The organism is Vibrio sp. ED002 (assembly GCF_023277445.1).
Classification (GTDB): domain Bacteria; phylum Pseudomonadota; class Gammaproteobacteria; order Enterobacterales; family Vibrionaceae; genus Vibrio; species Vibrio jasicida.
In genome coordinates, this window is sequence record NZ_CP080239.1 from 142,461 (window position 1) to 163,819 (window position 21,359).

Sequence of the window (21,359 nt, forward strand, 5' to 3'; positions counted from 1 at the left end):
ACTTTTGTTGAGCGACGTGAGTTATTTGAGATACTTAACGTGCGCTTCCATCTCTTCGCCAATTTGCTTACGCATATTCATCAAGCGAATAGCCGATTGTTCTAGTGCTTTGTCTTCATCCGACTCAGGAATCCACTTTGGTACATCGGTTGGTTTTCCGTCTTCATCAACTGCAACCATGATAACGATACAATGTGTCGTAAGGCGGTTTTTTAACTCTTTGGGATCGCAGGCTTGTACATCGATAGCAATGTGCATTGAACTGCGTCCTGTGTAGATAACTTTGGCACTGACTTCGACTAAGTTACCGACATGAATCGGCGCGACAAATCGAATACCACCCGCATACGCTGTGATGCAGTACTTGCCACTCCAAGCCGCGCTGCACGCGTAAGCGGCCAAGTCGATCCATTTCATTACGGCGCCACCGTGCACTTTACCACCGAAGTTTACGTCTCCGGGTTCAGCAAGAAAACGAAGGGTAATATCTCTTTGACCACTGCTCATCTGTCATTCCTTTATTGTTGTCGTTGTTATTAGACTCAATGTATCAGCAAGGAATTCATTCTGGAATAGGAGACGCAACAAAATATTAACTTTTCTGTCAGCCTGAGCAGTAAAAGGTGCGGAGCACAAAAAAGCCACGGAAGATACCGTGGCTTGAGGGATCGAATTACGATGTCGCAGGCGGTAAATCTGGGCTTGGCGATTGCACCTTCTTTCGAATCTTAACCTGCGACAAGATAACGCCAGAGATAACCAGCATGCCACCAATGATATGGTACACATGGATTTCTTCACCGAGCATAGTCGAAGCCAAAGCTACCGAGACCACAGGCATCAGGTTCATGAACATTGCACTAGAATCCGCGCCAATCAAATCGATGGCTTTCACCCACATCAATGGGGCAAAGATAGACGCCGCAATACCCGCGTAAGCAATGAGAGGTAGTGCACTTTGGCTTGGAAGTAACTGGTCGCTGCTAAGCCAAAGTGGGGTAAGCATTATCAGCGTGAAAAAGCCCTGCATGTAAACCAGAGTCATACTGTTGAATGGCATTTTCCAACGCTTAAGTAACACGCAGTAAATCGCGTAACAAAGGGCAGCAAGAAGCATCAAGCTGTCACCTTGTGTCATATCTTGATGTAGGAAGTAGGTAATATCGCCATGACCAAGCATAAACGCCAAACCGCCAAGCGAAATCACGCCGCCCGCCACGCTCAACATAGAAATTGACTTACCAAGTAAAGGTACGCTCAAAAATACGCTTATAAGTGGCACCAAAGATGTGATTAGCGCCATATTGGAAGCCGTGGTAGTCAAGCCTGCGTAGTAACCCAACGATTGGTTTAGCACCATACCAAGCAGCGCAAGGCAAGCGAGTTTTGGCAGGTAAGGGCGAATGACATGACGTTGGCGGATTACGGCAGGTAAGCAAAATGGCGTCAGAAGCACCATAGCGACAAACCATCGATAGAAACTCATTGCACTCGGTTCGATGGCACTAGCTGCCATTTTATTTACGATGGAATTCCCACCCCAAATCATGACAGTAAAAAACGGAAGAAAATAAACCATGAGAACCTCATCGCACAATAATTAATGGCGCTAGTCTGACAGGTCTTTATAATGAAAAGTATCTCTGGAAAGACATCGTAAGCGATAGGAAGACAATTTTGAAAAAGAGCACGAGGAATCTTCATCCTTCATTATCAATTGAGCAAGCACCATCAGATGTGTTTATGAATTTTGAAGCCTTTCTGTCGAACACTGAAACTCGGATTCATAGTCACCCTTGGGGACAAGTACAGTTGATAAGTGGTGGCATTCTAGAAATGGATGCAGAAGACACACGCTTTTTAGCACCACCACATTTGGCTATTTGGGTGCCGGCCGGAATTCGTCATACCAGCTATAACCGTAAACCATTGGAATACTGCTCTTTAAATATCGCACCAGAGCTGACGCAGCACTTCCCGTCTAAAACCAGTCTGATCAAGGTAACGCCAATAGTGTCTGCAATTGTGGAAGACTTTCGTCAGCGCGACATTAACGTGGCAAAAAGTGAAGAAGACAAACGCATCGTACAGGTACTGCTTGATCAGTTAGCGAAGCAAGAGGTTGAGCATCATTTCTTGCCAACCACAGATAACAAATATCTGGAACCCATTCTTAAAGCCGTTGAAGAAGCGCCAACGGATGAAATTAGTTTGGGGGAGTGGGCGGAAAAGGTGCATACCACTGAACGAACGTTAGCTCGTCATTGCCAAAGTGAGTTAGGGATGAGTTTTACTGAATGGCGATTGCGAGTTCGTTATCTGCACTCAATGGAGCTATTAAGAAAAGGACAAACCGTGAAAGAGGTGGCGTTGACGTTAGGCTATAACCAAGCCAGTCCATTTATTGCCATGTTCAAGAAATACTCCGGCATTACACCGGAGCAATATAAGAACCGCTTGTTATAGCTGAGCGAGCACGTAGTTTAAACCGCCTACAACTGCTGCAACTTGAGCGTCGTTACACTCTTCATCAGTTACTTTCGGGCTGTCTGGGTAAACTTCTGTAGTGGTGCCGTAAGTGCAGTTGGTCACGCCGCCACACAGACCCAGTTTCACCATTGGGTAATTAATCACACCAAACTGCACCACTGGCGAGCCAATGATTTCGCCTTTATCGTCAGCAGGTGCAATGTGCGTTACTTTCGCTACTGACTTGATGACCGCTTTTTGGAACTCAGGTTGCGGGTTTTCTGTATCACCGACCGTGTAGAAACCGTCTGGGATCATGCCTTCGATGTATTCAAGGCCATCACGCGCCGCAAGTGCAGGGCGGAATTCAGTTTCATCAGAATCGGTGGTTTCGTGCAGGTCGATGTGCATTAGAACATCACCCAAGGTCGCAACCAGCTTCATCAAGTTTGCTGATTCTTCCGCAGGGCTATCTGCATAGAAAGAGCGGTTTGGATCGATCGCATTTGGGTTCCAGCGGTTAATCACTTCGTAACCCCAAGGGCTAACACATGGCGCAACGACAATGTTGAAGTGTTCTGCGTAGCGTTCTGCTTGCGTATCAACAAACTTCAGTGCGCCGTGCACACCACTTGTTTCGTAGCCGTGTACGCCGCCAGTGACCAAAACAACAGGCTTTGTTGTGTCCCAGTTATGAGTCTTGATACAAAATAGAGGGAAACGTGCCTCGTCGTAAGAAAGTGCGCCATATTGCTCAACATCAAAACGCTTGCGAAGGGCGTCAATTTTGGTCACGACTTCTTCTTGGTAGCTACGTTTTACGTCACGTTGCTCACACCAAGCTTTGCGTTCTGCTTCGCCCCATGGCTGACCTGGGGTACCGATTGGGTAAGTGTATCCGCTTTTCATCTATACTTTTCTTTTGTGTGCTTGAAAGGTAAGACAAGACTAGTCCTGTCTCAAAGCCACATCAACACAAAACACAATTTGTGACCTTATTCTTTGCAGAATCATAACTTTGCTGAGTGATTTAATGATGTTACATTTTGTTACTTATTCAATTCCATAAAAGAGATAAATAAATGGCTGGAGCAAGTTTACTGACACTGTTGGATGACATTGCAGCTGTATTGGATGATGTCGCATTGATGTCAAAGGTAGCGGCGAAAAAGACCGCTGGTGTATTGGGCGACGATTTGGCGCTAAATGCGCAACAAGTATCGGGTGTTGCTGCCGAACGAGAAATTCCAGTGGTATGGGCGGTCGCGAAAGGTTCATTTAAAAACAAGTTGATACTGGTGCCTACGGCGTTGCTCATTAGTGCGTTTATTCCTTGGTTGATCATGCCATTACTCTTGATTGGTGGTTTGTTTCTCTGTTTTGAAGGCGCAGAGAAGATCTTAGAGAAACTATTCCCTCACGCTCATCAGCATGAAGATAACGCGGAAGAGTCCTCTGATACGGGTGAATCCGTGGAAGAGTACGAAAAGAGAAAAGTGGCGGGCGCGATCCGTACTGACTTTATTTTGTCTGCTGAGATCATCGTGATTGCTTTAGGCACCGTCACAGGAACAAGTATCGTGACGCAGATTTTGGTAGTAAGCCTGATTGCGATCTTGATGACCATTGGTGTCTACGGTTTAGTGGCTGGCATTGTTAAGCTCGATGATTTGGGCTTCTATCTAGAGCGTAAATCCAATGGCGAAGGTCTGAAAGCCAAACTTGGTGGTGCGTTAGTGGCGTTCGCACCGAAATTGATGAAGATGCTTGCGATTGTTGGTACTGCAGCAATGTTCTTGGTTGGCGGCGGTATTGTTGTTCATAACGTCCCTGCGATTCATCACCTGATTGAACCTATCATTATGGATTTCCGTGGTCACACCATTGCTACTGCGATCGTACCGACACTGCTTAACGGCGTGATTGGTGTCATTGCTGGCTTGATTGTGGTTGCTGCTTGGACTGTGGTTGAAAAGGTTCGCGGTAAATAAGCGCGAGTTCAGTTTGTTGAGGCTGTATTAAAGCCAAAAGAAAAGGGTCATGCCTTTCCATATCGAATATGGTGGCATGACCCTTTTTCATTTCTTGAGGGTGATTACTTCACTTCCCACTCAATTTTTTCATTTGCACGGATTGGCACAACGATGTCGCTGCCAAATGGCATCGTTTCTGGTACATCCCACGCTGCTTTTTCTAGCGTGACGGTATCTGTGTTACGAGCTATGCCGTAAAAATCAGGGCCATTCAAGCTTGCGAATGCTTCTAGGTTTTCTAGCTTGCCTTCGTTCTCAAACACTTCAGCGTAAAGCTCTAGCGCTGCGTGTGCAGTGTAAGACCCAGCACAACCACAAGCCGACTCTTTTGCGCCTTTTGCGTGTGGCGCTGAATCCGTACCTAGGAAGAATTTCTTGCTGCCGCTTGTTGCTGCTTCGATAAGCGCTTGTTGGTGGGTATTACGCTTAAGAATTGGTAGGCAGTAGAAGTGTGGCTTAATGCCGCCGACTAGCATGTGGTTACGGTTGAACAGCAGGTGGTGAGCGGTGATAGTTGCTGCAACGTTATCAGAAGCGTTGTTGACGAAATTAGCCGCATCCGCAGTCGTGATGTGCTCAAGAACGATTTTTAGGTTAGGGAAGTCGTTGACGATAGGAGCAAGAACCGTGTCTAGGAATTCCTTCTCACGGTCAAAAATATCAACGTGGTTGTGAGTGACTTCACCATGAACCAAAAGCAGCATGCCAACTTCTTCCATCGCTTCAAAAACGTGGTAGATGTTCTTTGCGTTGGTTACGCCAGAATCAGAGTTGGTAGTTGCGCCTGCTGGGTAAAGCTTTGCTGCAACGATTTTGCCTGTCGCTTTCGCTTTGCGGATTTCGTCTGGCGTGGTGTTGTCTGTTAGGTACAGCGCCATAAGAGGTTCGAATTGCTCACCGTGTTGTTCAGCAAGGATGCGATCACGGTAGGCTAGCGCCATTTCAGTATTAGTCACTGGTGGGACGGTGTTTGGCATGATCAGTGCGCGGCCGTTATAACGGCTAATATCGCGAACGGTATCTTTTAGAACTTCACCATCGCGTAAATGAACGTGCCAATCGTCAGGACGAGTAATAGTCAGTGTTGTCATTAATTGCTCCCACCATTTAAAAGTTATGTTTGGAGCCTAAACGCTGCATTTACCTCAAGAGCAAACGCTTGCGCTTAGGCGACAGGATGATAGTGGAATTGCACTTTCATTTCATCCCATTTTTCACATTTCTTTTCGGCAGGAGCTCAGTTGGTTACTTCATCGTCAACCAAAGCGCGTGAATTGTGCCTGGTAGGAAGAAGAAGAACGTTAGGATCAGGTTGATGAAGAAGTCTTTCTCTAGACCTTTTTCCATGTAAACCGCCACTGGTGGAAGGAAGATACAAAGTAGAATTAGAATCAGTTTATTAGTATCCATGGTCTATGCTCCGGATAGGTTATGTATAGTGTCAAAAAGTTGGCGAATTATGTGTGCGATGTCACGTTTTGGCAATCCTTATTTCGTCAATACTGTGCAAATTTATGGAACTCTGTTCATAAAGTGAGACAAAAAAGAACGCTAAAGAGGGACAGCGCCAACCGCCTTGGGAAGATACCTTATAAAAATTGAGTTTTTATAGGCACTTGGGTCATTACTCTTATGAGGATATGATAGTCCAATAATGAGAAAGTACCTGTAGGAAGAAGGCTATGTCGCAATCAGTTTTGTCCCAAATTAATGTTTTTCCAGTCAAATCCGTCGGAGGTGTTGCCTTATCTTCCGCTTGGGTAGAAAAACAAGGATTGAGTTTTGATCGTCGATTTATGATTGCGACGTCAGATGGCTCAATGGTGACCGCTCGAAAATTCCCTCAAATGGTGACCATCAAGTCCGCGCTGCTGCCAGACGGAGTGGTGTTTACCAGTCTTGGCGAAGAGCCACTAAAGATCCGTTATCAAGATTTCAAAATGCAGGAAGCGCCCGCAACGGTTTGGAAAGACAGTTTTACGGCATATACCACCACTGACGAAGCGGATGATTGGTTTAGCAAAGTGTTAGGCCTTCGCGTTGAGTTACTTTTTACTGGTGAGCAATCCAATCGTGTAAGAGAGAAGTTGGGGCACAACGTTAGCTTTGCCGATGGTTATCCGGTGCTTGTTATCAGTGAAGCGTCACTGGAAGAGTTAAATCGCAGAAGCTCTGAACAGCACTCAATGGATCAATTCCGAACCAACCTAGTGGTATCTGATACCAAGCCATTTGAAGAAGACTCATGGAAGCGTATTCGTATTGGCGAAGTGGAATTTGAATCAGTAAAACCTTGTGAGCGTTGCATTTTAACCACCGTTAACACTCAGCGCGGTACATTCCGAGAAAGCAAAGAACCACTTAAAACACTGCAAGAGTTCCGTGCGAACGAGCGTGGTGGAGTGTTCTTTGGTCAAAACCTTGTTGCTCTGAATGAAGGCATTATTCGTTCTGGTGACAAAGTTGAAGTACTGGAATACAAAGAGCCAGAGTTTTATCCAGACAATTCTCCTAATCGAATGACGCTAACTTGTGTCGAACGAGAAGAGATTGCGCGCGACTTCGTCACCTTATGGCTTGAGCCAAGCAAAGGTCAGTTACCAACGTACTTACCGGGTCAGCATTTACCTATTGAAGTGGATATAGAAGGTAAGAAAGTAGGGCGTCGCTACACCTTGTCATCTAGCCCATCTCGCCCGGGTCGCTACGCGATTTCGGTTAAGCGCGTTTCTGGTGGGCGTGTGTCTAATTCACTGCTTGATAATCTGCAAGTTGGAGATGTGCTGGAAGCGGAAACGCCAGATGGCCAATTCCACCTAAAAGAGCATTCAGTTCAACCTCTACTCTTGTTGTCTGCTGGTAGCGGCGTAACACCTATGCTGTCGATGGTTCGTTACTTGGCTGATCACAACCAACTCGATGATGTGGTGTTCTACCATCAGTGCAGCAGTGAGATTGATATTCCATGCAAAGAGGAGCTCGATGAACTAAAACGTCAGCATCCGGGGTTGGATGTGAAGATTTGCTTAACTCAGCCAGCAGTGGATTGGTTTGGCCTGAAAGGACGCATTAGCCTGTCTCATATCAAGCAGATCAAAGACGTTGAGAAGCGACAGGTGTTTGTTTGTGGTCCTGATGGTTTTATGCAAAAGGCGAAAAACCTCCTATTCAAGAAAGGGCTACCGGAAGATAACTATCATCAAGAAGCATTCGGCGTTGCGGCTATCACAGCCAAGCCAGAGAAAAGTGTTGAGATTGAATTCAACGGCTTTAAGTTGATGGGAAACAACCAGCAGACATTGCTTGAACAAGTTGAAAATGCAGGCAAAAGCATTAGCAACAGCTGTCGAGCGGGCTTGTGTGGTGCTTGTAAGGTTCAAATGGAATCAGGGCAGGTCGATCATCCGGATGTCCCTGCGATAAGTGCTGAGGAGCGTGCGATGGGTAAAGTGCTCGCATGTTGCGCTATTCCGCAGACGGACGTGACAATCACAGACTAATTGCCATAAAGACGGATCGCAACCAGTAAAAAAACGCCGCTAACGTAGCGGCGTTTTTATCTATCTCAGAGCGGTTTCAGAAACGAGTCGCTCAGAAATAAAATTGCAATTTAGTCGTAGATCGTTGGGATCGGCTGACGTTTGTGCTGCGTGGCCTTGTAAATTGACACCAGACGGTCACTCACTTGTTCCGAAACAGGTTTGCCTTCTAAGAAGTCGTCAATCTGTTCGTAAGAGAGATTCAGTGCGTCTTCATCTGCTTTTTGAGGATCAAGTTCTTCTAAATCTGCAGTCGGTACTTTCTTTACTAGTTGTTCCGGTGCACTCAGCGTTGCCGCGACTTCGCGTACTTGACGTTTGCTCAAGCCGAATAGTGGTGCCATATCACAAGCGCCATCACCAAACTTAGTGTAAAAACCGGTAATGTTCTCAGCCGAGTGGTCAGTGCCTAAAACTAGGCCGCCTACGTAACCTGCGATTTCATATTGAGCAGCCATGCGGGCACGTGCTTTTACGTTACCTTTTACAAAGTCGACTTTTGCAGCGTCAGTTGGCAGAAGGCCAGTACCTTCCAATGCAACATGAGATGCAGAGTGAAGACCATCTACGCCCGCTTTTATGTTTACAGATACAGAATGAGTTGGTTGGATAAAGGCAAGAGCAAGTTGTGCTTCGTCTTCATCCTTTTGCTCACCGTAAGGTAAACGAACGGCGATAAACTGGTAGCTATTGTCGCCAGCTTCTTCGTTCAGTTGGTCCACAGCCAGTTGAGCCAAACGACCACATGTCGTTGAGTCAACGCCACCGCTGATGCCAAGAACAAGAGACTTACAGCCTGCTTCTTGCAATTTACGCTTGATAAAAGCGACACGGCGTTCAATTTCGAAATGCGGATCGATAGAAGGGAGTACTCGCATTTCATCGCGGATGGATTGTTCCATTTAGGGTTCCTTTTCCTGCAAATATGTACGACACCAAATGAGTTTGAATAAATTCATACTGCGGCAGGCGTTTATAGTTCACAAATGGTGAGAAACCATGCAGTTGATGTTCATAAACGTCGCTTTAGTGTCAAAAAGCTCTAAAGATTAGTAGTATCATACCGAAATCATCGGATTAGAAAACTCTCTTCAACCAGGTAATCACCGGATATGAAAAAAATCGCCGTTTTTGGCAGCGCATTTAACCCGCCAAGCTTAGGTCACAAGAGCGTGATCGAGTCACTGAGCCACTTTGATCTCGTGCTACTTGAGCCAAGCATTGCACACGCTTGGGGCAAAAATATGTTGGATTACCCAATTCGGTGCAAACTGGTTGATGCCTTCATTAAGGACATGGGGCTTTCTAATGTTCAACGCTCTGACCTTGAGCAAGCTTTGTACCAGCCTGGACAAAGTGTGACGACTTTTGCGTTATTAGAAAAAATTCAAGAAATCCACACGCAAGCCGATATAACTTTTGTCATAGGTCCTGATAATTTTTTCAAATTTGCTAAATTTTACAGAGCAGAAGAAATAACCGAACGTTGGACTGTGATGGCGTGTCCTGAAAAAGTCAAAATCAGAAGCACGGACATTCGTAATGCACTGTTAGAGGGTGAAGACATCAGTGCATTCACGACACCAACGGTCAATGAACTATTACTAAGCGAAGGCTTATACAAACAATCGTAATCTGAAAACGAAGAGGTCAGATTTTCATGGTCAGAGTTGTGGTACTTAGTGCATGCGCGCTGCTTGTGGCAACACAGGCTAGCTCTGCTTGTAACTATTTATCTGATCGTTCCGTCGTGTTTGCTGATAACACCATGCCTATCTGTGAAGATATTTTTGATAGCGTTGGTGTGTTAAGTATGGACACGATCAACTGGTACATTGCTGAAAAGTCGATTGAGGGACCTACAGAGAGCTATTGGGATCAGTGGGCAATCAAATCGGAAGACACGCCAATTCTTACTCAGAATCTAGAAAGTAACTACTTTGGTCTTGGGCTTTGGATGCCAGAAGAACTAAGGGATGAAGAGGCGAAAATGAGCACAGAAGAGTGGCTAAAAAGCCATGGCTTGATGTTCAGCGTTGGTTTTGGTGATAAGAGCGGTGATGAACCAAGAATGCGTTTTGATTACCGCTGGCACGAATACTACGACGCCGATTGGATGATGCAGATAGAAGTGCCGTTTTAACCGAATTCAAAACAAAAAGGACGTACTGAGTACGTCCTTTTTTCATTCTTGCCTCGTTAGTTTTTATAGTGCTTCCCCAAACACTAAAAAACACAACTGTTCGTATTCTTCGTCGTTGTTGTTGAACAATTTCGCGACGATGTCCGCTTGTTTTTTGCCTGACAACTTCATCTTACGCGCTTCTCTTAAGGTTAAGACAAGACAAAGCTCTATTGAAATCGAAGAATCACACCCCGGTTTCCACTTATTAATCGAGTCTGTCAGTGGAGAGCTGGTCAACATCGGCTTTAGTGTCAGAACTTCATGTCTAACAACTGCCAGTAAATCCATTTGGTGTTCGCTACGTGTTTTTGTTGTCACTAACTTTTCAATCAACGCTGACAATAGAGCAGATGGCTTCACGTAACCTGCTTGTTGAGCAAATGCGTCAGTTAAGCGCACAGAAAAGTCACAGCGAGTTACTCGCGTGTTAGGCAAAAAGGTGAGGGAGCTCAAACATCCCTGAGGAATCCAGAAATACTGACCCGGTTCAATGGCATACTCATGTTTACCCAATTTAATGATCGCCAAACCCTCGACTACTAACAGTAGCGTGTGTTTTAGCGCTTTCTTACGCGCAGCAACATTGAGAAAAGGGTAATTTGCGTCGTGAAATTCAATTGCGTAGTTCATTGTGAATACCAGAGTTCTTGGGGCGCTAAGGTTAACGTTAAACCCTTAGAATGCCAACCGAATAACAGAATTTTTTGCGAATAGAAATTGTAATACGACTGGTATGACCATGTTAAAAGTATGGATTGAAATGCTGCTACTTGGCAAAACAATGCGTAAAATGTGCCAGCTTTTTTTGAAATGAATTGAATAATGACAGCCAATACCGATCCTTATATTGAAATTCGTCCATATAATGACGAAGAGATTCCAGCTGCGCTGGACCGCCTTATCCAAGACGATGAGTTTATCAGCGCGATTTTAGAGCACCGTTTCGCAAATAAAGCGAACTGGTTCAAAACACTCATGAGCCCGATTATCCGCGTCTACTTAAAAGCGAAGTGGAGCAAGCTGGACTCCGTAGAAGCGATTCAACTTGAAGTTAAGAAGTACCTTCAAGATACGTTGAATACGACGACGGATGGTGTGACCTTTTCCGGCTTGGACAAGCTAGATAAAGAAACTTCTTATTTATTTGTGTCTAACCACCGCGATATCGCTATGGATCCTGCGCTTGTTAATTACGGTTTGCATCAGACCGATCATCGCACTGTGCGCATTGCAATTGGTGATAACCTGCTTAAGAAGCCTTGTGCGACTGAGCTGATGAGACTGAACAAAAGCTTTATTGTTAAACGCTCGGCGAAAGCGCCGCGTGAAATGATGAAAGCGTTAGGCTTGCTATCAAGCTACATCAAGCACTCTCTTGATACCGGCAACTCGATTTGGATTGCGCAAAAAGAAGGTCGTGCCAAAGACGGTAATGACTTTACTGATCCTGCCATCTTAAAGATGTTTCATGTTGAAGGGCGTAAGCAAAAAGTAAGCTTTGGTGAATATACGCGTTCATTGAAGATTGTACCTGTTTCGATCTCTTACCAGAATGACCCTTGTGACATCGCAAAAGCCAAAGAGCTGTATGAGAAAGCAGAGAATGGTAGTTACGAGAAAGGCGAATTCGAAGATATCGAAAGCATCATCCAAGGTATCGTTGGTTACAAAGGTAAAGTGCACGTTGCATTTGGTGATGTGATTGACCAAGAGTTTGAGACTCCGGATGAGCTCGCGAATGAAATCGATCGTCAGATTCACAATAACTACCGTGTGTTCCCAATCAACCTGCTTGCTGCGGGTCGTGAAGATGAATCGATTACGGAGTCGGTGAAATCTCAGTTACAAGAGAAGTTGGAGCAACTGCCTAACGGTGCTCACAGTTACTTGGTGGCAAGTTACGCTAACCCAGTAAACAACCAAGAATGATTTAAACTTAGCTCAGTGCTTTGCAATAAAGCACTGAGTACTTAGTTTTAGGAAGGAGCTCTCATCTAAGCCTTTCTATGGTGCAACTGCGCCACCTAGGGTCAAATTCGTTGGCCATTTCGTAACCCGATTTCCTCCCAAAAAGATATTGCCTTTCACTGTCATGGTGTCTGGAAATACTGTCAGTTTGGAACCACCTATGTACAGGTTACCATCCACGATTAAACCTTCTGGCAGTTCGGTAAGTGGTGTGCGAATGACGCTTAGATCGCCTTTCACTCTTAATCTTGCGGGCAAACTGGTTAACGGGTTATCGGTTAAGTTTAAATAGCCGCCTAATTTGACACCGCGTGGCCAACGCTCAATTTTACTACCGAGTAAGTTCGCGTAACCCTTAATTTTCACCCCTGGTCTTATCGTTTTTAATGCGCTGTTGGTGGCTTCTAGGCTTCCTTGAACATCCAACCCTCTCGGTAATTTGGTGATTGGTGTTTGTGAAATGTTTAGGTTGCCTTTAACAACCAACCCATCAGGTATCGTGGTATAGGGCTTATTACGAAGGTCAATGTTGCCATAGTTATCGGTATGGCCAAATTTGGCATAGTAATCGAGCTCATAAGCAATGGATGAGCTGGAAAAAGCCGTTAGAGCGAGTAAGAGAAGTAAAGCGCGCATAACCGATACAGTATTAAGGATAAGTGGAAAAGGATAACGTAAAGCTTGGTAGGTCGCTACAGCTCAATGTCTCAAGAATATGAGATGCTGCCAAGAACATGAAACGTTTCTTTGTTAACTTATGTGGTCTTCATTGAGGGGATATTCATGAACTTAAGAACGATTTCTATGCTGGTCGCGAGTACTGCTATGGCCTTCTCAGGCGTTGTGTTAGCAAAATCTTACAGTACACCAGATACTAAGGCTCTAGTAGTGGCAGACGGTAAGCTAGGACAGCGGGTTTGTTACTACGACGATAAGGCATACACCACTGGGGCAGTGCTTAACATAGATGGCGTATTGCTCGTGTGTACCGATGAGAATGACTTTGAAACCAACGGTTCACTGAAGTGGGTTGTGTTTCAAAAAGATAACCAGTAACAAGCCAATCAAGCATTAAAAAAGCGAGCTAAGAGCTCGCTTTTATCTATATGTCGATTATATATCGACGATTAACGCGCTAGAGAGCGAGTCTTTAGTTCAAAGATAAGTTTTTCAGCACTTACTTCAAACTTGAATCGAGCCGTTAGCTCTTTAGATTCTTCTGTCAATTCTGAAACGTTGTATTCAACGTCAGCACAAACTTGTGTTGCTAGTTCGATGTATTTCGCCAACTCAGCTTCTAGTGCTGCTTTAGTCTCTGCGAAAATCGTTACGTCGGCAACATCGTCACCTTCTTTGATGATAAAACCCATTTCACCAGCGCAACCGCAAGCTTCACATACTTGGTTTTCTTCTAATTCGACACTCATAACGAATCCTCTTGTAAATACTGTGGGTATTCTATCAGGTATTTGATCTCTATCTACAAAAATGAATGATTTTGGATAAAAAAGGCACGGTATGTTATGTTGTTAACAGTGAGTTAATTAATTTTATTAGAACTTCCTTAAGGAAATTAATGTGATATGTATCAATATTTAAAATCAATTAACCTAGATATTCGTGAGATTTTTGTCAGGTTAGTTGAACTGGGGTTCAATTTATAAGACTATTTCCGGATTAATTATTTTTACATAATTATCATTCTTAGCCTGAGAATAGTTTCGATGAATGATTTGGTGCAAGGTTTTGATGGAGTGGACTTTTCGCCATATTTTGAGTCACATGTATTGACAGAAATATCACTGTAAATTGCACGTTACGCAGTGCACTTTAGTTATGATTGGTCCTCTGATTTGTTGTTAGAGGCATACAGTACATAATGCTGAGGATGATTTTCATTCTGGCCTCATTTAATTGTGAGTTAGATGGATTTACAAAGAGAAGAGCTTAAAATATGCCAAAGCGTAGTAAAGAAGATACCGAAATCACTATCCAGAAAATCATGGATGCCGTTGTTGATCAGCTTCTAAGACTTGGTTATGACAAAATGTCTTACACCACGTTAAGTCAACAAACAGGTGTATCGCGTACAGGTATTAGCCACCATTTCCCTAAGAAAACGGACTTTACCGCCGCGTTAGACGGTCGTATCTTCAAAATGTTCGTAGAACATCTAGAATTTGATAAAGGTCTGGATGCGTTCTCTAAGAGCTGGATTAAGGCTCTAGAAGATACTGAATTCTTAGCGATCTTGCGTCTATTGTTCCACCATATTGTTACTTCAGAAAGCGCACATGAGTTTGCTGCAAATGGCATCGACCGTTTGTACAAGATGGCAGAAAGCCAATTTGGTGCAGGTAGCGACAAAGAGCTAGAGTGGTTGATTGGTCGTTCGTTGATTCAAATGAGCAAATAACCCCAAAACAAAAAGCCCCGCAACGTTGCGGGGCTTTTTTGTATGCCTATCATTTGGAATGGACAAACAAGGGCTTAAAACGCGCTGATTAAGCCGCTGCGTGCACTTGAGGGAAATCCAAGGTTGGGTGCTTAGTCACGATTGAGCGGTAGCCATAGACTTGCTCAATGCGTTCTGGAGTCAGTGCATTCCAAGGCGTGTCATCACATACTAACTTACCATCATGCAGCAGGACTAAGCGGTCTGCATATTGAGAAGCTAAGTTCAAATCATGCAACACAATCACGACGGCAGCATTATTCTCTTTGGCTGCTGCGCGAGCAATTTTTAAGGTGTTGTGCTGGTGAGCCAAATCCAAAGCGGAGGTTGGCTCATCTAACATCAAGATTTTCTTATCCCCAGACTGATGAAGCTGAGTGAGAACACGTGCTAAATGCAAACGCTGCTTTTCACCACCAGATAGGGCAGGGTAGAGGCTATCAGCTAAATGCAGAACATCAGTTTGTTGCATGTAATGCAACGCGAGTTCACTGGTTTCCTTATTGGAGATAGAGAGAGGGATTGCTCCGAGCTCTACCACTTCCCTCGCTAAGAAAGGAAACGTCAATGTGCTGTGTTGTGGCAGCATAGCGACGTGTTTTGCACTTTCTGCAGGCTCCCAATCATTCTTTTGGGTACCAAAGAATTCGATATCATTTTGAGATGGGATTTCGCCACACAACAGCTTTAACAAAGTACTCTTACCGGCGCCGTTCGGACCAAGCAATGCTGTGACTTCTCCAGCTCGAATCTCAATACTGATGTCGTCCAGAACGACACGGCTTCCGTATCGCATCGAAATATTTCTGCCCGACAAAACGGTGTTATTCATTACAGGATTTTCCCTTTTTGTTGGAACAGTAAGTAGATAAAGAATGGAGCACCAATCAGTGCAGTAACGATACCTACTGGTAATTCTGCTGGTGCAACTGCGACACGTGCAAACATATCTGCTGCCGTAAGAAGTAATGCGCCCATCAAAGCAGAAATAGGAAGCAGAGTTCGATGGTCAGGACCTGCGAGCATACGACCTAAGTGAGGAATAACAAGGCCGATAAAGCCAATAGCGCCACAGATACTCACGGTAATACCTACACCTACCGCAGATAACAAAATGAGCTGTCGTTTTAGCTTTTGAACGGGAACGCCCAAATGCCTTGCTTCAGATTCGCCCAGTAGGAGAGCGTTTAGCGACATCGCTTTTTTCTGGAACCAGAACATCAGTAATAACAATGTCACGGCCGCTAAGCCAATACCAGACCAATTCGCACCTGCTAGTGACCCCATAGACCACAGTGTTAAGTCACGCAGCATTTGATCGTCTGCGATGAAGTTCATGAAGCCAATTGCAGCCCCTGATAAGGCACTGATAGCAACACCAGCGAGAAGCATGATGGTAACGGATGTACCAAACTTACTTGTCCCTAACCAGTAAACTAAAACAGTAGTGATTGCACCGCCTAAGAAAGCAAAGAAAGGCAGTGCTGCTAGGTTCATTAATGTTGGATAGTTTTGGCTGAAATCCGCGAAAACAACGATAGCAAATGCACCACCCAGCGCCGCACCAGCAGAGACACCGATGATGCCAGGCTCAGCGAGCGGGTTCCGGAACAAGCCCTGCATGACGACACCACAGATTGCTAGAATGGCACCGATAAACATGCAAAGAATGGTGCGAGGAAGTCGTATTTCGTTGATAACCAGTTGGATGTGAGGAGCAAGATCAGAGCTTGCCCCTGTTAAGCTTCGCAGGCTGTCTGCGAAGCTGATATTCATTGGACCTACAGTAATTGAAGCGACTGCGATAAAGGCTAAGATGCCGGATAAAGCAAGCAGAATAGTAGGTAAAGGGGTACGTCTTAATAGCATTGAATCTCTCTACGGGTATAGCAGCTCATTCAAGCGCTTCGCTTCAGAAAGGCTCTTTAGTCCCAAACCACCTACGAGTGCGTGGCCATCAATCGTCACGATGTTTTTGTTCATCCCAGCCGGCGTAGCAGCAAGCAATGGCATTGCTTTCAAAATGGCATCTGCACCACCCATTGTTTGGTAACTGCGGCCACTGACTAGGATCACATCTGGCTGCATTTCAACCATGGCCTCTGTAGATAGAGGTTTGTATGAAGATAACTGACCTGCCGCTGGGTTTTCACCACCCGCAAGTTGAATGATGGCATCTGGCGTGGTTTCTGAACCTGCGACGTTTGCAGGACGGCCTTCATGAATAAGAAGGAAGAGGACTTTCTTTTTGTCAGCTTTTGCTGGTTGGTTGCTCTCAAGCGCTTTTACTTGCGTTTCAACTTTTGTTTTTAGCGCTGTTGCTTGAGTTTCACGATGCATGATGTTGGCAATTTGGTCTATGCGATCCACAAGACCTTCAACATTTGCTTCTGTGTTTACAATCTCTACATCTACACCAGCAGACTTTAGTTGCTCAAGTGTTGTGCTCGGGCCCATTTCATCAGAACCAATCACTTTAGTTGGGCTAAGTGCTAGCAAACCTTCAGCAGACAGACGACGGTGGTAACCCACTTTTGGCAATTCCATTTCTTTTGGCAGTTGGCTGGTGACATCAACAGCAACAAGGCTGTCTTTTGCATCAAGCGCGATAAGCAATTCGGTGACAGCGCTACCCGCGCTAACAACACGTTCAGAAGATGGGGCTTCATTGGCAAAAAGACTCGCACTTGCCAGCATAGTGACAGCTGCTGTTAAGGCGGTGCGAACTGGAGATAGTGTTTTATTCATTAGGATGTTCTCAATCTTATGTTCTTTTATTGCGACTCTTCAGTGAGCAATTGAGTCGCTTGAATTCCGTTTTCTTGTAAAAAGCCAAGAAGCTTAACCAGTGACTGAATATCGGCGGTTTTTTCAGCGCCAATCACAATCGGTTTATCTGTTGATTTACTTTCTTCTAGCAGAGCAATCGTGAAGTTTTCCCAATCGATGTAAGACTTGCCATTGATTGCCCAGTGCGGTTCGTCTTTAAGGATGTTGACCGTAATTGATTGTTTATCAACTTCGGCAACGGCTTGGGAATCAGTGCTTGGAAGGTTGACATCCAAAGAGTCGAGCTTGACCGCCGCAGTCAACATCAAGAACACCATTACAATAAAGATAATATCCAGTAACGGGGTTAGGTCCGGTGTTAAACCATGGCTGCTATTGTCTTGAGGTGCTTTAATCATGAGCTTCTCGCTTCAACATGATCAGCAACCGTTGCGATTTCTTTGTTGTTTTCTGGAGAAACGTGTTGCAAAGAAATGCCTTCTAGCCAGAGGTTTACATAGTTCAGTGTGTGCTCAAGCTTAGCGATAACGCGGTCAGCCCAAAGACCAATCAGTTGCGCGCCAGAAATTGCGGGTAATGCAATGATCAAACCTGCTGCGGTCGTGCGCATCGCGAGACCTAGACCATCAGCCAAGTCGTTTGGCGTGATGTTACCTGTAGAGGAAGCAATGCCTTTAAACATATCGATCAGGCCAAGTACCGTACCTAATAATCCGATAAGCGGGCTGATCACGCCAATCAGAGTCAATAAACGAAGACCTGAGTGCAATTGATGGCGCTTTTCTTGTAGCCAAATCCCCGCCGCATCTTCCCGCAAAGATTTAGAGAACGAGTGATGCGCTAGCAACATTGCAACACCACGATAAAGAAGAGGGCGTTTGCCAGAAAGTTCATCCGCTAGCGCTTCGATATCTTTGTTGTTGGTCGGATCAAGGTTATTCAGCTTTTGACGAATTGCGCGTTTGCCTACGCCTAGACTGATGAATACTTGAAAGAGTCTTTCCACAATGATCATGACTGTAAGTGCAGAGCAAATAACTAAAGGCCAAGTCATAAGACCAAATTGGGTTTGTAAATGTTGTAGCTGTTCCATTATCCATCCAACTTAAAACGAACTGGGATTTGAACTCGGTGAGCAACTTTTTGCCCGCCAGAAATATGTGGTGAGAATTGCCATTGTTTGATGGCACGCAGTGCTGAAACATCGAGCATTTCTGCACCGGAAGATTCGATAAGTACTAGTTTTACTTGGTTGCCATTTTCGTCCAACCAAACCTCATAAAGTGCCACGCCTTCGATACCACGCTTACGAGCTGAACGAGGGTAACGAGGCTGAACAGGCTGGGAAACAAAAGCAGGCTGATCAATCATCACAGGCTGAGACGTTGTGCCTTTTGATTGTTCCGTCGGCGTTGCTTTTTGCTGCGGTACTGGCTCTTTTGCCACTTTCTTTTCCACTTTTTCTTTTGGCTGTGGATCTTTCTTGGCAACAGGCTTAGATGTTTGTGGCTTCTTGACTGGCTTCGGTTTTTTCTCGACAGGTTTCTTTTTGATCGCTTCTTTCTTCACGATTGGCTTTTCTACCGTCTTTTTAACCGGTTTAGGCTCTGGCTTTGGTTGAGGCTTTTTTTGTGGCTCTGGTTGCTTCTCTTCTACCACTTCTTGTGGTGTCGGTTCAGCTTGGACTGGTTTGGGAGCCGAGACTAAATTGAGGCTAACCGAGCTAGTAGGATTCCCTGCAGGCATTGCAAACACCTTCGTCTCTTGAGAGACAAAAAGCAGTGCAGCGTGCACCACTAAAGAGGCGCCTCCGGCAATGACATATCTTTTTACGTTCACGGGTAAATCTCGGTATTGCTAATCATTATCAACTTGGACTGATTATCACTTACAAAAGAAATAAGATCAATTATCAATTGCATTATCATTACGGCCAAATTATGATCTTTGCAGTTTTTTTGAAATGAGCCTCAATCCTTTGTGTGGTGGGCTTTAAGTGAGTAAATATGACCGTCGATATTTATAAATTTGACGAATCAATCCTTGGGAGTGATAGCCCCGATCCGTTGCGCTTTGCTTTTGTGAAAAAACACTCTGCGCATGCGGGTGGCAGTAGCATGCCAGTTCCGCCGCCACAACAAGGTGACATCCTATCGAGAATCACCTCGGAAACGACGACTAAGAACAATAAGCGCTGCTTATATATTCATGTTCCATTCTGTCGAGTGCGCTGTACTTTCTGTAACTTCTTCCAAAATGCTGCCAGCCGTAAGTTAGTCGATGAATACTTTGATGCTCTGATGAAAGAGCTAAAAGAGAAAGCGGCGATGCCGTGGACGCAAAGTGGCATCTTCCATGCGGTTTACATCGGCGGTGGCACGCCAACGGATCTGGCACCAGAACAAGTTCGCATTCTTGGTCAGGCCATTCACGACTATTTCCCTCTAGCAGCTGACTGCGAAATTACACTTGAAGGTCGTATCAACCGATTCTCTGACGAGTTATATCAAGGTGCGCTAGACGGCGGATTCAACCGTTTCTCATTTGGTGTGCAGAGCTTTAATACTAAAGTTCGTCGCAGCGCTAAGCGTTTGGATGATCGCGAAGACGTATTGAATCGCGTTAGTGAGTTGGCAAAAGAAGACAAGGTTCCTGTCATCATTGATTTACTTTACGGCCTGCCTTACCAAACAAAAGAAGTGTTAGAGCAAGATCTTAAGGACTTCGTGTCTACAGGCGCTCATGGCTTGGACCTTTATCAGCTAGTAGTTGGCGGTACAGCGCCAATGCTCAATTTGGTTGAAAAAGGCAAAATGCCGCCACCTGCAACGACACCGGAAAAAGCAGGCATGTACGAGCTTGGTGCTAAGTTTATGGCAGAGCATCACATGAAGCAGCTTAGCGTGAACCACTGGGCGATCGATAACCGTGAACGCAGCTTATACAACAGCTTAGCGAAGACCTATGCAGAAGTATTGCCTGTCGGTTGTGGCGCAGGCGGTAACATCGGTGGTTACGGCATGATGCAGCACCGCACGCTAGACACTTACGTTAAAGCTGTAAATGAAGGGCAGAGCACCATCGCAATGATGATGAAGCAAAGCCCACTTGAGCCGCTATTCGCAGCACTGAAGTCCGGCTTTGATCGAGGCATTGTTCAGGCGAGTAAGCTGCCAGCATTTATGGGCGAAGACACCTTCAGTTTCCTGATGCCACTATTCAAAGTTTGGCATGACAAAGGTTTGGTCGAGTTACAAGAGCGCAGTTTAGTTCTGACGTTAGCAGGTAGCTTCTGGGCTGTGTCTCTGGCTCAGGCATGTATTCAAGTACTGACTTCTGAAATGAACGAAAACGTACCAAAAGTATCTAACAATTAATCTGAAAGAAATGGAAAAAACAATGGAATCAATTAAGCAACAGGTCGAAGCCCTACTAGAACAAGAACCGCAACTACTTCCAGCAGCAATGGCTGAGCGCCTTGGTGTATCAGAGTTTGAAGTGGTAGCTGCACTTCCTCAAGAGATGGTTGCAGTAGCTCCTGGTGAGCAAGCACAAAGCATTTTAGAAGGTCTTGTTGGTTTTGGCCCAGTAACAACTATCGTTCATTCTTTTGGTTCTATCTTTGAAGTAAAAGCGCCGTTCCCGAAAGGTAAAGTTGCTCGTGGTTACTACAACCTTATGGGCAAAGAAGGTGAGCTTCATGGCCACCTAAAACTGGATAACGTGAAAAACATTGCCTTAGTAAGTAAACCGTTTATGGGACGTGAGAGCCATTACTTTGGTTTCTTTTCTGAGTGTGGCAGCAACATCTTTAAGATTTACCTAGGCCGCAACGAGAAGCGTGAGCTAATCGAAGATCAAGTAACAGCATTCCGTGCAATGCAAGCAGAGTTCAACAAGTAGTCTCGAATGAGCATGAC

The 21,359-nt window shown here is 45.0% G+C and carries 25 protein-coding genes; 10 read left to right on the plus strand and 15 right to left on the minus strand.

Annotation, left to right across the window (positions count from 1 at the left end; all coding sequences use genetic code 11):
* Nucleotides 1-21: 21 nt before the first annotated feature.
* Nucleotides 22-507 carry an acyl-CoA thioesterase gene (locus ITG12_RS17400; RefSeq protein WP_038867221.1) on the minus strand — a complete coding sequence of 162 codons (486 nt, stop codon included), beginning with the start codon at nt 505-507 and terminating at the stop codon, nt 22-24.
* Nucleotides 508-673: 166 nt separating this feature from the next.
* The gene (locus ITG12_RS17405) at nt 674-1,579 is read right to left on the minus strand and encodes a DMT family transporter (RefSeq protein WP_248874629.1); all 906 of its coding nucleotides are present in this window, start codon (nt 1,577-1,579) and stop codon (nt 674-676) included.
* 98 nt (nt 1,580-1,677) lie between these two features.
* Here ITG12_RS17405 and ITG12_RS17410 point away from each other — a divergent pair, with 98 nt between their 5' ends.
* A complete protein-coding gene (locus tag ITG12_RS17410; protein WP_038893499.1) occupies nt 1,678-2,466 on the plus strand; it encodes a helix-turn-helix transcriptional regulator in 789 nt (262 codons plus the stop codon).
* Here ITG12_RS17410 and ITG12_RS17415 read toward each other — a convergent pair.
* Nucleotides 2,461-3,378, minus strand: a complete 918-nt coding sequence (locus ITG12_RS17415; protein WP_038877772.1) for a M14 family metallocarboxypeptidase — start codon at nt 3,376-3,378, stop codon at nt 2,461-2,463. The two genes, ITG12_RS17410 and ITG12_RS17415, sit on opposite strands and share 6 nt — an antisense overlap.
* Nucleotides 3,379-3,551: 173 nt before the next feature.
* Between ITG12_RS17415 and ITG12_RS17420 the strand changes: the two genes are divergently transcribed.
* Entirely contained in the window at nt 3,552-4,460 is a 909-nt protein-coding gene (locus tag ITG12_RS17420) for a DUF808 domain-containing protein (RefSeq protein ID WP_038877770.1), read from the plus strand.
* 104 nt (nt 4,461-4,564) lie between these two features.
* On the opposite strand, the gene pyrC is transcribed toward ITG12_RS17420, so the two are convergent.
* Together pyrC and ITG12_RS17430 are read right to left on the minus strand one after the other, a co-directional pair.
* Nucleotides 4,565-5,593, minus strand: a complete 1,029-nt coding sequence (gene pyrC / locus ITG12_RS17425) for a dihydroorotase (protein WP_038877768.1) — start codon at nt 5,591-5,593, stop codon at nt 4,565-4,567.
* A gap of 154 nt (nt 5,594-5,747) precedes the next feature.
* Nucleotides 5,748-5,912 carry a YqaE/Pmp3 family membrane protein gene (locus ITG12_RS17430; RefSeq protein ID WP_005453437.1) on the minus strand — a complete coding sequence of 55 codons (165 nt, stop codon included), beginning with the start codon at nt 5,910-5,912 and terminating at the stop codon, nt 5,748-5,750.
* A 272-nt stretch (nt 5,913-6,184) separates the two neighbouring features.
* Between ITG12_RS17430 and ITG12_RS17435 the strand changes: the two genes are divergently transcribed.
* Nucleotides 6,185-8,002: a hybrid-cluster NAD(P)-dependent oxidoreductase gene (locus tag ITG12_RS17435; RefSeq protein ID WP_038877766.1), complete on the plus strand. Its 1,818-nt coding sequence runs from the start codon at nt 6,185-6,187 to the stop codon at nt 8,000-8,002.
* 110 nt (nt 8,003-8,112) lie between these two features.
* On the opposite strand, the gene nadE is transcribed toward ITG12_RS17435, so the two are convergent.
* On the minus strand, nt 8,113-8,943 hold the full coding sequence (gene nadE, locus ITG12_RS17440) for an ammonia-dependent NAD(+) synthetase (RefSeq protein WP_038867235.1): 831 nt from the start codon (nt 8,941-8,943) through the stop codon (nt 8,113-8,115).
* A gap of 210 nt (nt 8,944-9,153) precedes the next feature.
* Here nadE and ITG12_RS17445 point away from each other — a divergent pair, with 210 nt between their 5' ends.
* Both ITG12_RS17445 and ITG12_RS17450 read left to right on the plus strand, forming a co-directional pair.
* The gene (locus tag ITG12_RS17445) at nt 9,154-9,675 is read left to right on the plus strand and encodes a nicotinate-nicotinamide nucleotide adenylyltransferase (protein WP_038877764.1); all 522 of its coding nucleotides are present in this window, start codon (nt 9,154-9,156) and stop codon (nt 9,673-9,675) included.
* Between the two features lie 26 nt (nt 9,676-9,701).
* Nucleotides 9,702-10,184, plus strand: a complete 483-nt coding sequence (locus tag ITG12_RS17450) for a hypothetical protein (RefSeq protein ID WP_005441137.1) — start codon at nt 9,702-9,704, stop codon at nt 10,182-10,184.
* Nucleotides 10,185-10,247: 63 nt separating this feature from the next.
* Here the strand turns inward: ITG12_RS17450 and ITG12_RS17455 are convergent, their stop codons facing one another.
* The gene (locus tag ITG12_RS17455) at nt 10,248-10,856 is read right to left on the minus strand and encodes an AraC family ligand binding domain-containing protein (RefSeq protein ID WP_038877761.1); all 609 of its coding nucleotides are present in this window, start codon (nt 10,854-10,856) and stop codon (nt 10,248-10,250) included.
* Between the two features lie 192 nt (nt 10,857-11,048).
* Here ITG12_RS17455 and ITG12_RS17460 point away from each other — a divergent pair, with 192 nt between their 5' ends.
* Nucleotides 11,049-12,155: a 1-acyl-sn-glycerol-3-phosphate acyltransferase gene (locus ITG12_RS17460; RefSeq protein WP_038877759.1), complete on the plus strand. Its 1,107-nt coding sequence runs from the start codon at nt 11,049-11,051 to the stop codon at nt 12,153-12,155.
* A 75-nt stretch (nt 12,156-12,230) separates the two neighbouring features.
* On the opposite strand, the gene ITG12_RS17465 is transcribed toward ITG12_RS17460, so the two are convergent.
* Nucleotides 12,231-12,830 carry a hypothetical protein gene (locus tag ITG12_RS17465; RefSeq protein ID WP_038877758.1) on the minus strand — a complete coding sequence of 200 codons (600 nt, stop codon included), beginning with the start codon at nt 12,828-12,830 and terminating at the stop codon, nt 12,231-12,233.
* 147 nt (nt 12,831-12,977) lie between these two features.
* Between ITG12_RS17465 and ITG12_RS17470 the strand changes: the two genes are divergently transcribed.
* On the plus strand, nt 12,978-13,250 hold the full coding sequence (locus ITG12_RS17470; protein WP_032802124.1) for a YnjH family protein: 273 nt from the start codon (nt 12,978-12,980) through the stop codon (nt 13,248-13,250).
* Nucleotides 13,251-13,321: 71 nt separating this feature from the next.
* Here the strand turns inward: ITG12_RS17470 and ITG12_RS17475 are convergent, their stop codons facing one another.
* Nucleotides 13,322-13,621 carry a YfcZ/YiiS family protein gene (locus tag ITG12_RS17475; RefSeq protein WP_005441132.1) on the minus strand — a complete coding sequence of 100 codons (300 nt, stop codon included), beginning with the start codon at nt 13,619-13,621 and terminating at the stop codon, nt 13,322-13,324.
* Nucleotides 13,622-14,148: 527 nt separating this feature from the next.
* Here ITG12_RS17475 and ITG12_RS17480 point away from each other — a divergent pair.
* Nucleotides 14,149-14,610, plus strand: coding sequence for a TetR/AcrR family transcriptional regulator (locus tag ITG12_RS17480; RefSeq protein WP_005441131.1), 462 nt, complete (start codon nt 14,149-14,151; stop codon nt 14,608-14,610).
* Nucleotides 14,611-14,698: 88 nt separating this feature from the next.
* On the opposite strand, the gene ITG12_RS17485 is transcribed toward ITG12_RS17480, so the two are convergent.
* The 6 genes from ITG12_RS17485 to ITG12_RS17510 are packed head-to-tail and all read right to left on the minus strand — an operon-like array spanning nt 14,699 to nt 19,278.
* Nucleotides 14,699-15,481, minus strand: a complete 783-nt coding sequence (locus ITG12_RS17485) for a heme ABC transporter ATP-binding protein (protein WP_038877755.1) — start codon at nt 15,479-15,481, stop codon at nt 14,699-14,701.
* Nucleotides 15,481-16,518: an iron ABC transporter permease gene (locus ITG12_RS17490; RefSeq protein WP_038877753.1), complete on the minus strand. Its 1,038-nt coding sequence runs from the start codon at nt 16,516-16,518 to the stop codon at nt 15,481-15,483. Before ITG12_RS17490 ends, ITG12_RS17485 begins: the two co-directional genes overlap by 1 nt.
* A gap of 9 nt (nt 16,519-16,527) precedes the next feature.
* Nucleotides 16,528-17,397 (minus strand): hemin ABC transporter substrate-binding protein, encoded by an 870-nt coding sequence (locus tag ITG12_RS17495; RefSeq protein ID WP_038877752.1) that lies wholly within the window; start codon nt 17,395-17,397, stop codon nt 16,528-16,530.
* Nucleotides 17,398-17,423: 26 nt separating this feature from the next.
* On the minus strand, nt 17,424-17,837 hold the full coding sequence (locus tag ITG12_RS17500; RefSeq protein WP_005441127.1) for a biopolymer transporter ExbD: 414 nt from the start codon (nt 17,835-17,837) through the stop codon (nt 17,424-17,426).
* A complete protein-coding gene (locus ITG12_RS17505) occupies nt 17,834-18,532 on the minus strand; it encodes a MotA/TolQ/ExbB proton channel family protein (RefSeq protein WP_038877750.1) in 699 nt (232 codons plus the stop codon). The genes ITG12_RS17500 and ITG12_RS17505 overlap by 4 nt, the downstream gene beginning before the upstream one ends.
* Nucleotides 18,532-19,278 carry an energy transducer TonB gene (locus tag ITG12_RS17510; RefSeq protein ID WP_038877748.1) on the minus strand — a complete coding sequence of 249 codons (747 nt, stop codon included), beginning with the start codon at nt 19,276-19,278 and terminating at the stop codon, nt 18,532-18,534. The genes ITG12_RS17505 and ITG12_RS17510 overlap by 1 nt, the downstream gene beginning before the upstream one ends.
* A 167-nt stretch (nt 19,279-19,445) precedes the next feature.
* Here ITG12_RS17510 and hutW point away from each other — a divergent pair, with 167 nt between their 5' ends.
* A complete protein-coding gene (gene hutW / locus ITG12_RS17515; protein WP_038877746.1) occupies nt 19,446-20,816 on the plus strand; it encodes a heme anaerobic degradation radical SAM methyltransferase ChuW/HutW in 1,371 nt (456 codons plus the stop codon).
* Nucleotides 20,817-20,838: 22 nt separating this feature from the next.
* A complete protein-coding gene (gene hutX, locus ITG12_RS17520; RefSeq protein ID WP_020194073.1) occupies nt 20,839-21,342 on the plus strand; it encodes a heme utilization cystosolic carrier protein HutX in 504 nt (167 codons plus the stop codon).
* Nucleotides 21,343-21,359: the final 17 nt, after the last annotated feature.

Coding starts and splice junctions, on each gene's coding strand:
- nadE (WP_038867235.1), bottom strand. CDS start 8,943: ATGGAACAATCCATCCGCGATGAAATGCGAGTACTCCCTTCTATCGAT.
- ITG12_RS17430 (WP_005453437.1), bottom strand. CDS start 5,912: ATGGATACTAATAAACTGATTCTAATTCTACTTTGTATCTTCCTTCCA.
- ITG12_RS17435 (WP_038877766.1), top strand. CDS start 6,185: ATGTCGCAATCAGTTTTGTCCCAAATTAATGTTTTTCCAGTCAAATCC.
- ITG12_RS17460 (WP_038877759.1), top strand. CDS start 11,049: ATGACAGCCAATACCGATCCTTATATTGAAATTCGTCCATATAATGAC.
- ITG12_RS17505 (WP_038877750.1), bottom strand. CDS start 18,532: ATGGAACAGCTACAACATTTACAAACCCAATTTGGTCTTATGACTTGG.
- ITG12_RS17485 (WP_038877755.1), bottom strand. CDS start 15,481: ATGAATAACACCGTTTTGTCGGGCAGAAATATTTCGATGCGATACGGA.
- ITG12_RS17415 (WP_038877772.1), bottom strand. CDS start 3,378: ATGAAAAGCGGATACACTTACCCAATCGGTACCCCAGGTCAGCCATGG.
- ITG12_RS17455 (WP_038877761.1), bottom strand. CDS start 10,856: ATGAACTACGCAATTGAATTTCACGACGCAAATTACCCTTTTCTCAAT.
- ITG12_RS17450 (WP_005441137.1), top strand. CDS start 9,702: ATGGTCAGAGTTGTGGTACTTAGTGCATGCGCGCTGCTTGTGGCAACA.
- ITG12_RS17400 (WP_038867221.1), bottom strand. CDS start 507: ATGAGCAGTGGTCAAAGAGATATTACCCTTCGTTTTCTTGCTGAACCC.
- ITG12_RS17470 (WP_032802124.1), top strand. CDS start 12,978: ATGAACTTAAGAACGATTTCTATGCTGGTCGCGAGTACTGCTATGGCC.
- ITG12_RS17445 (WP_038877764.1), top strand. CDS start 9,154: ATGAAAAAAATCGCCGTTTTTGGCAGCGCATTTAACCCGCCAAGCTTA.
- ITG12_RS17405 (WP_248874629.1), bottom strand. CDS start 1,579: ATGGTTTATTTTCTTCCGTTTTTTACTGTCATGATTTGGGGTGGGAAT.
- ITG12_RS17495 (WP_038877752.1), bottom strand. CDS start 17,397: ATGAATAAAACACTATCTCCAGTTCGCACCGCCTTAACAGCAGCTGTC.
- ITG12_RS17500 (WP_005441127.1), bottom strand. CDS start 17,837: ATGATTAAAGCACCTCAAGACAATAGCAGCCATGGTTTAACACCGGAC.
- ITG12_RS17475 (WP_005441132.1), bottom strand. CDS start 13,621: ATGAGTGTCGAATTAGAAGAAAACCAAGTATGTGAAGCTTGCGGTTGC.
- pyrC (WP_038877768.1), bottom strand. CDS start 5,593: ATGACAACACTGACTATTACTCGTCCTGACGATTGGCACGTTCATTTA.
- ITG12_RS17420 (WP_038877770.1), top strand. CDS start 3,552: ATGGCTGGAGCAAGTTTACTGACACTGTTGGATGACATTGCAGCTGTA.
- hutW (WP_038877746.1), top strand. CDS start 19,446: ATGACCGTCGATATTTATAAATTTGACGAATCAATCCTTGGGAGTGAT.
- ITG12_RS17465 (WP_038877758.1), bottom strand. CDS start 12,830: ATGCGCGCTTTACTTCTCTTACTCGCTCTAACGGCTTTTTCCAGCTCA.
- ITG12_RS17480 (WP_005441131.1), top strand. CDS start 14,149: ATGCCAAAGCGTAGTAAAGAAGATACCGAAATCACTATCCAGAAAATC.
- ITG12_RS17490 (WP_038877753.1), bottom strand. CDS start 16,518: ATGCTATTAAGACGTACCCCTTTACCTACTATTCTGCTTGCTTTATCC.
- hutX (WP_020194073.1), top strand. CDS start 20,839: ATGGAATCAATTAAGCAACAGGTCGAAGCCCTACTAGAACAAGAACCG.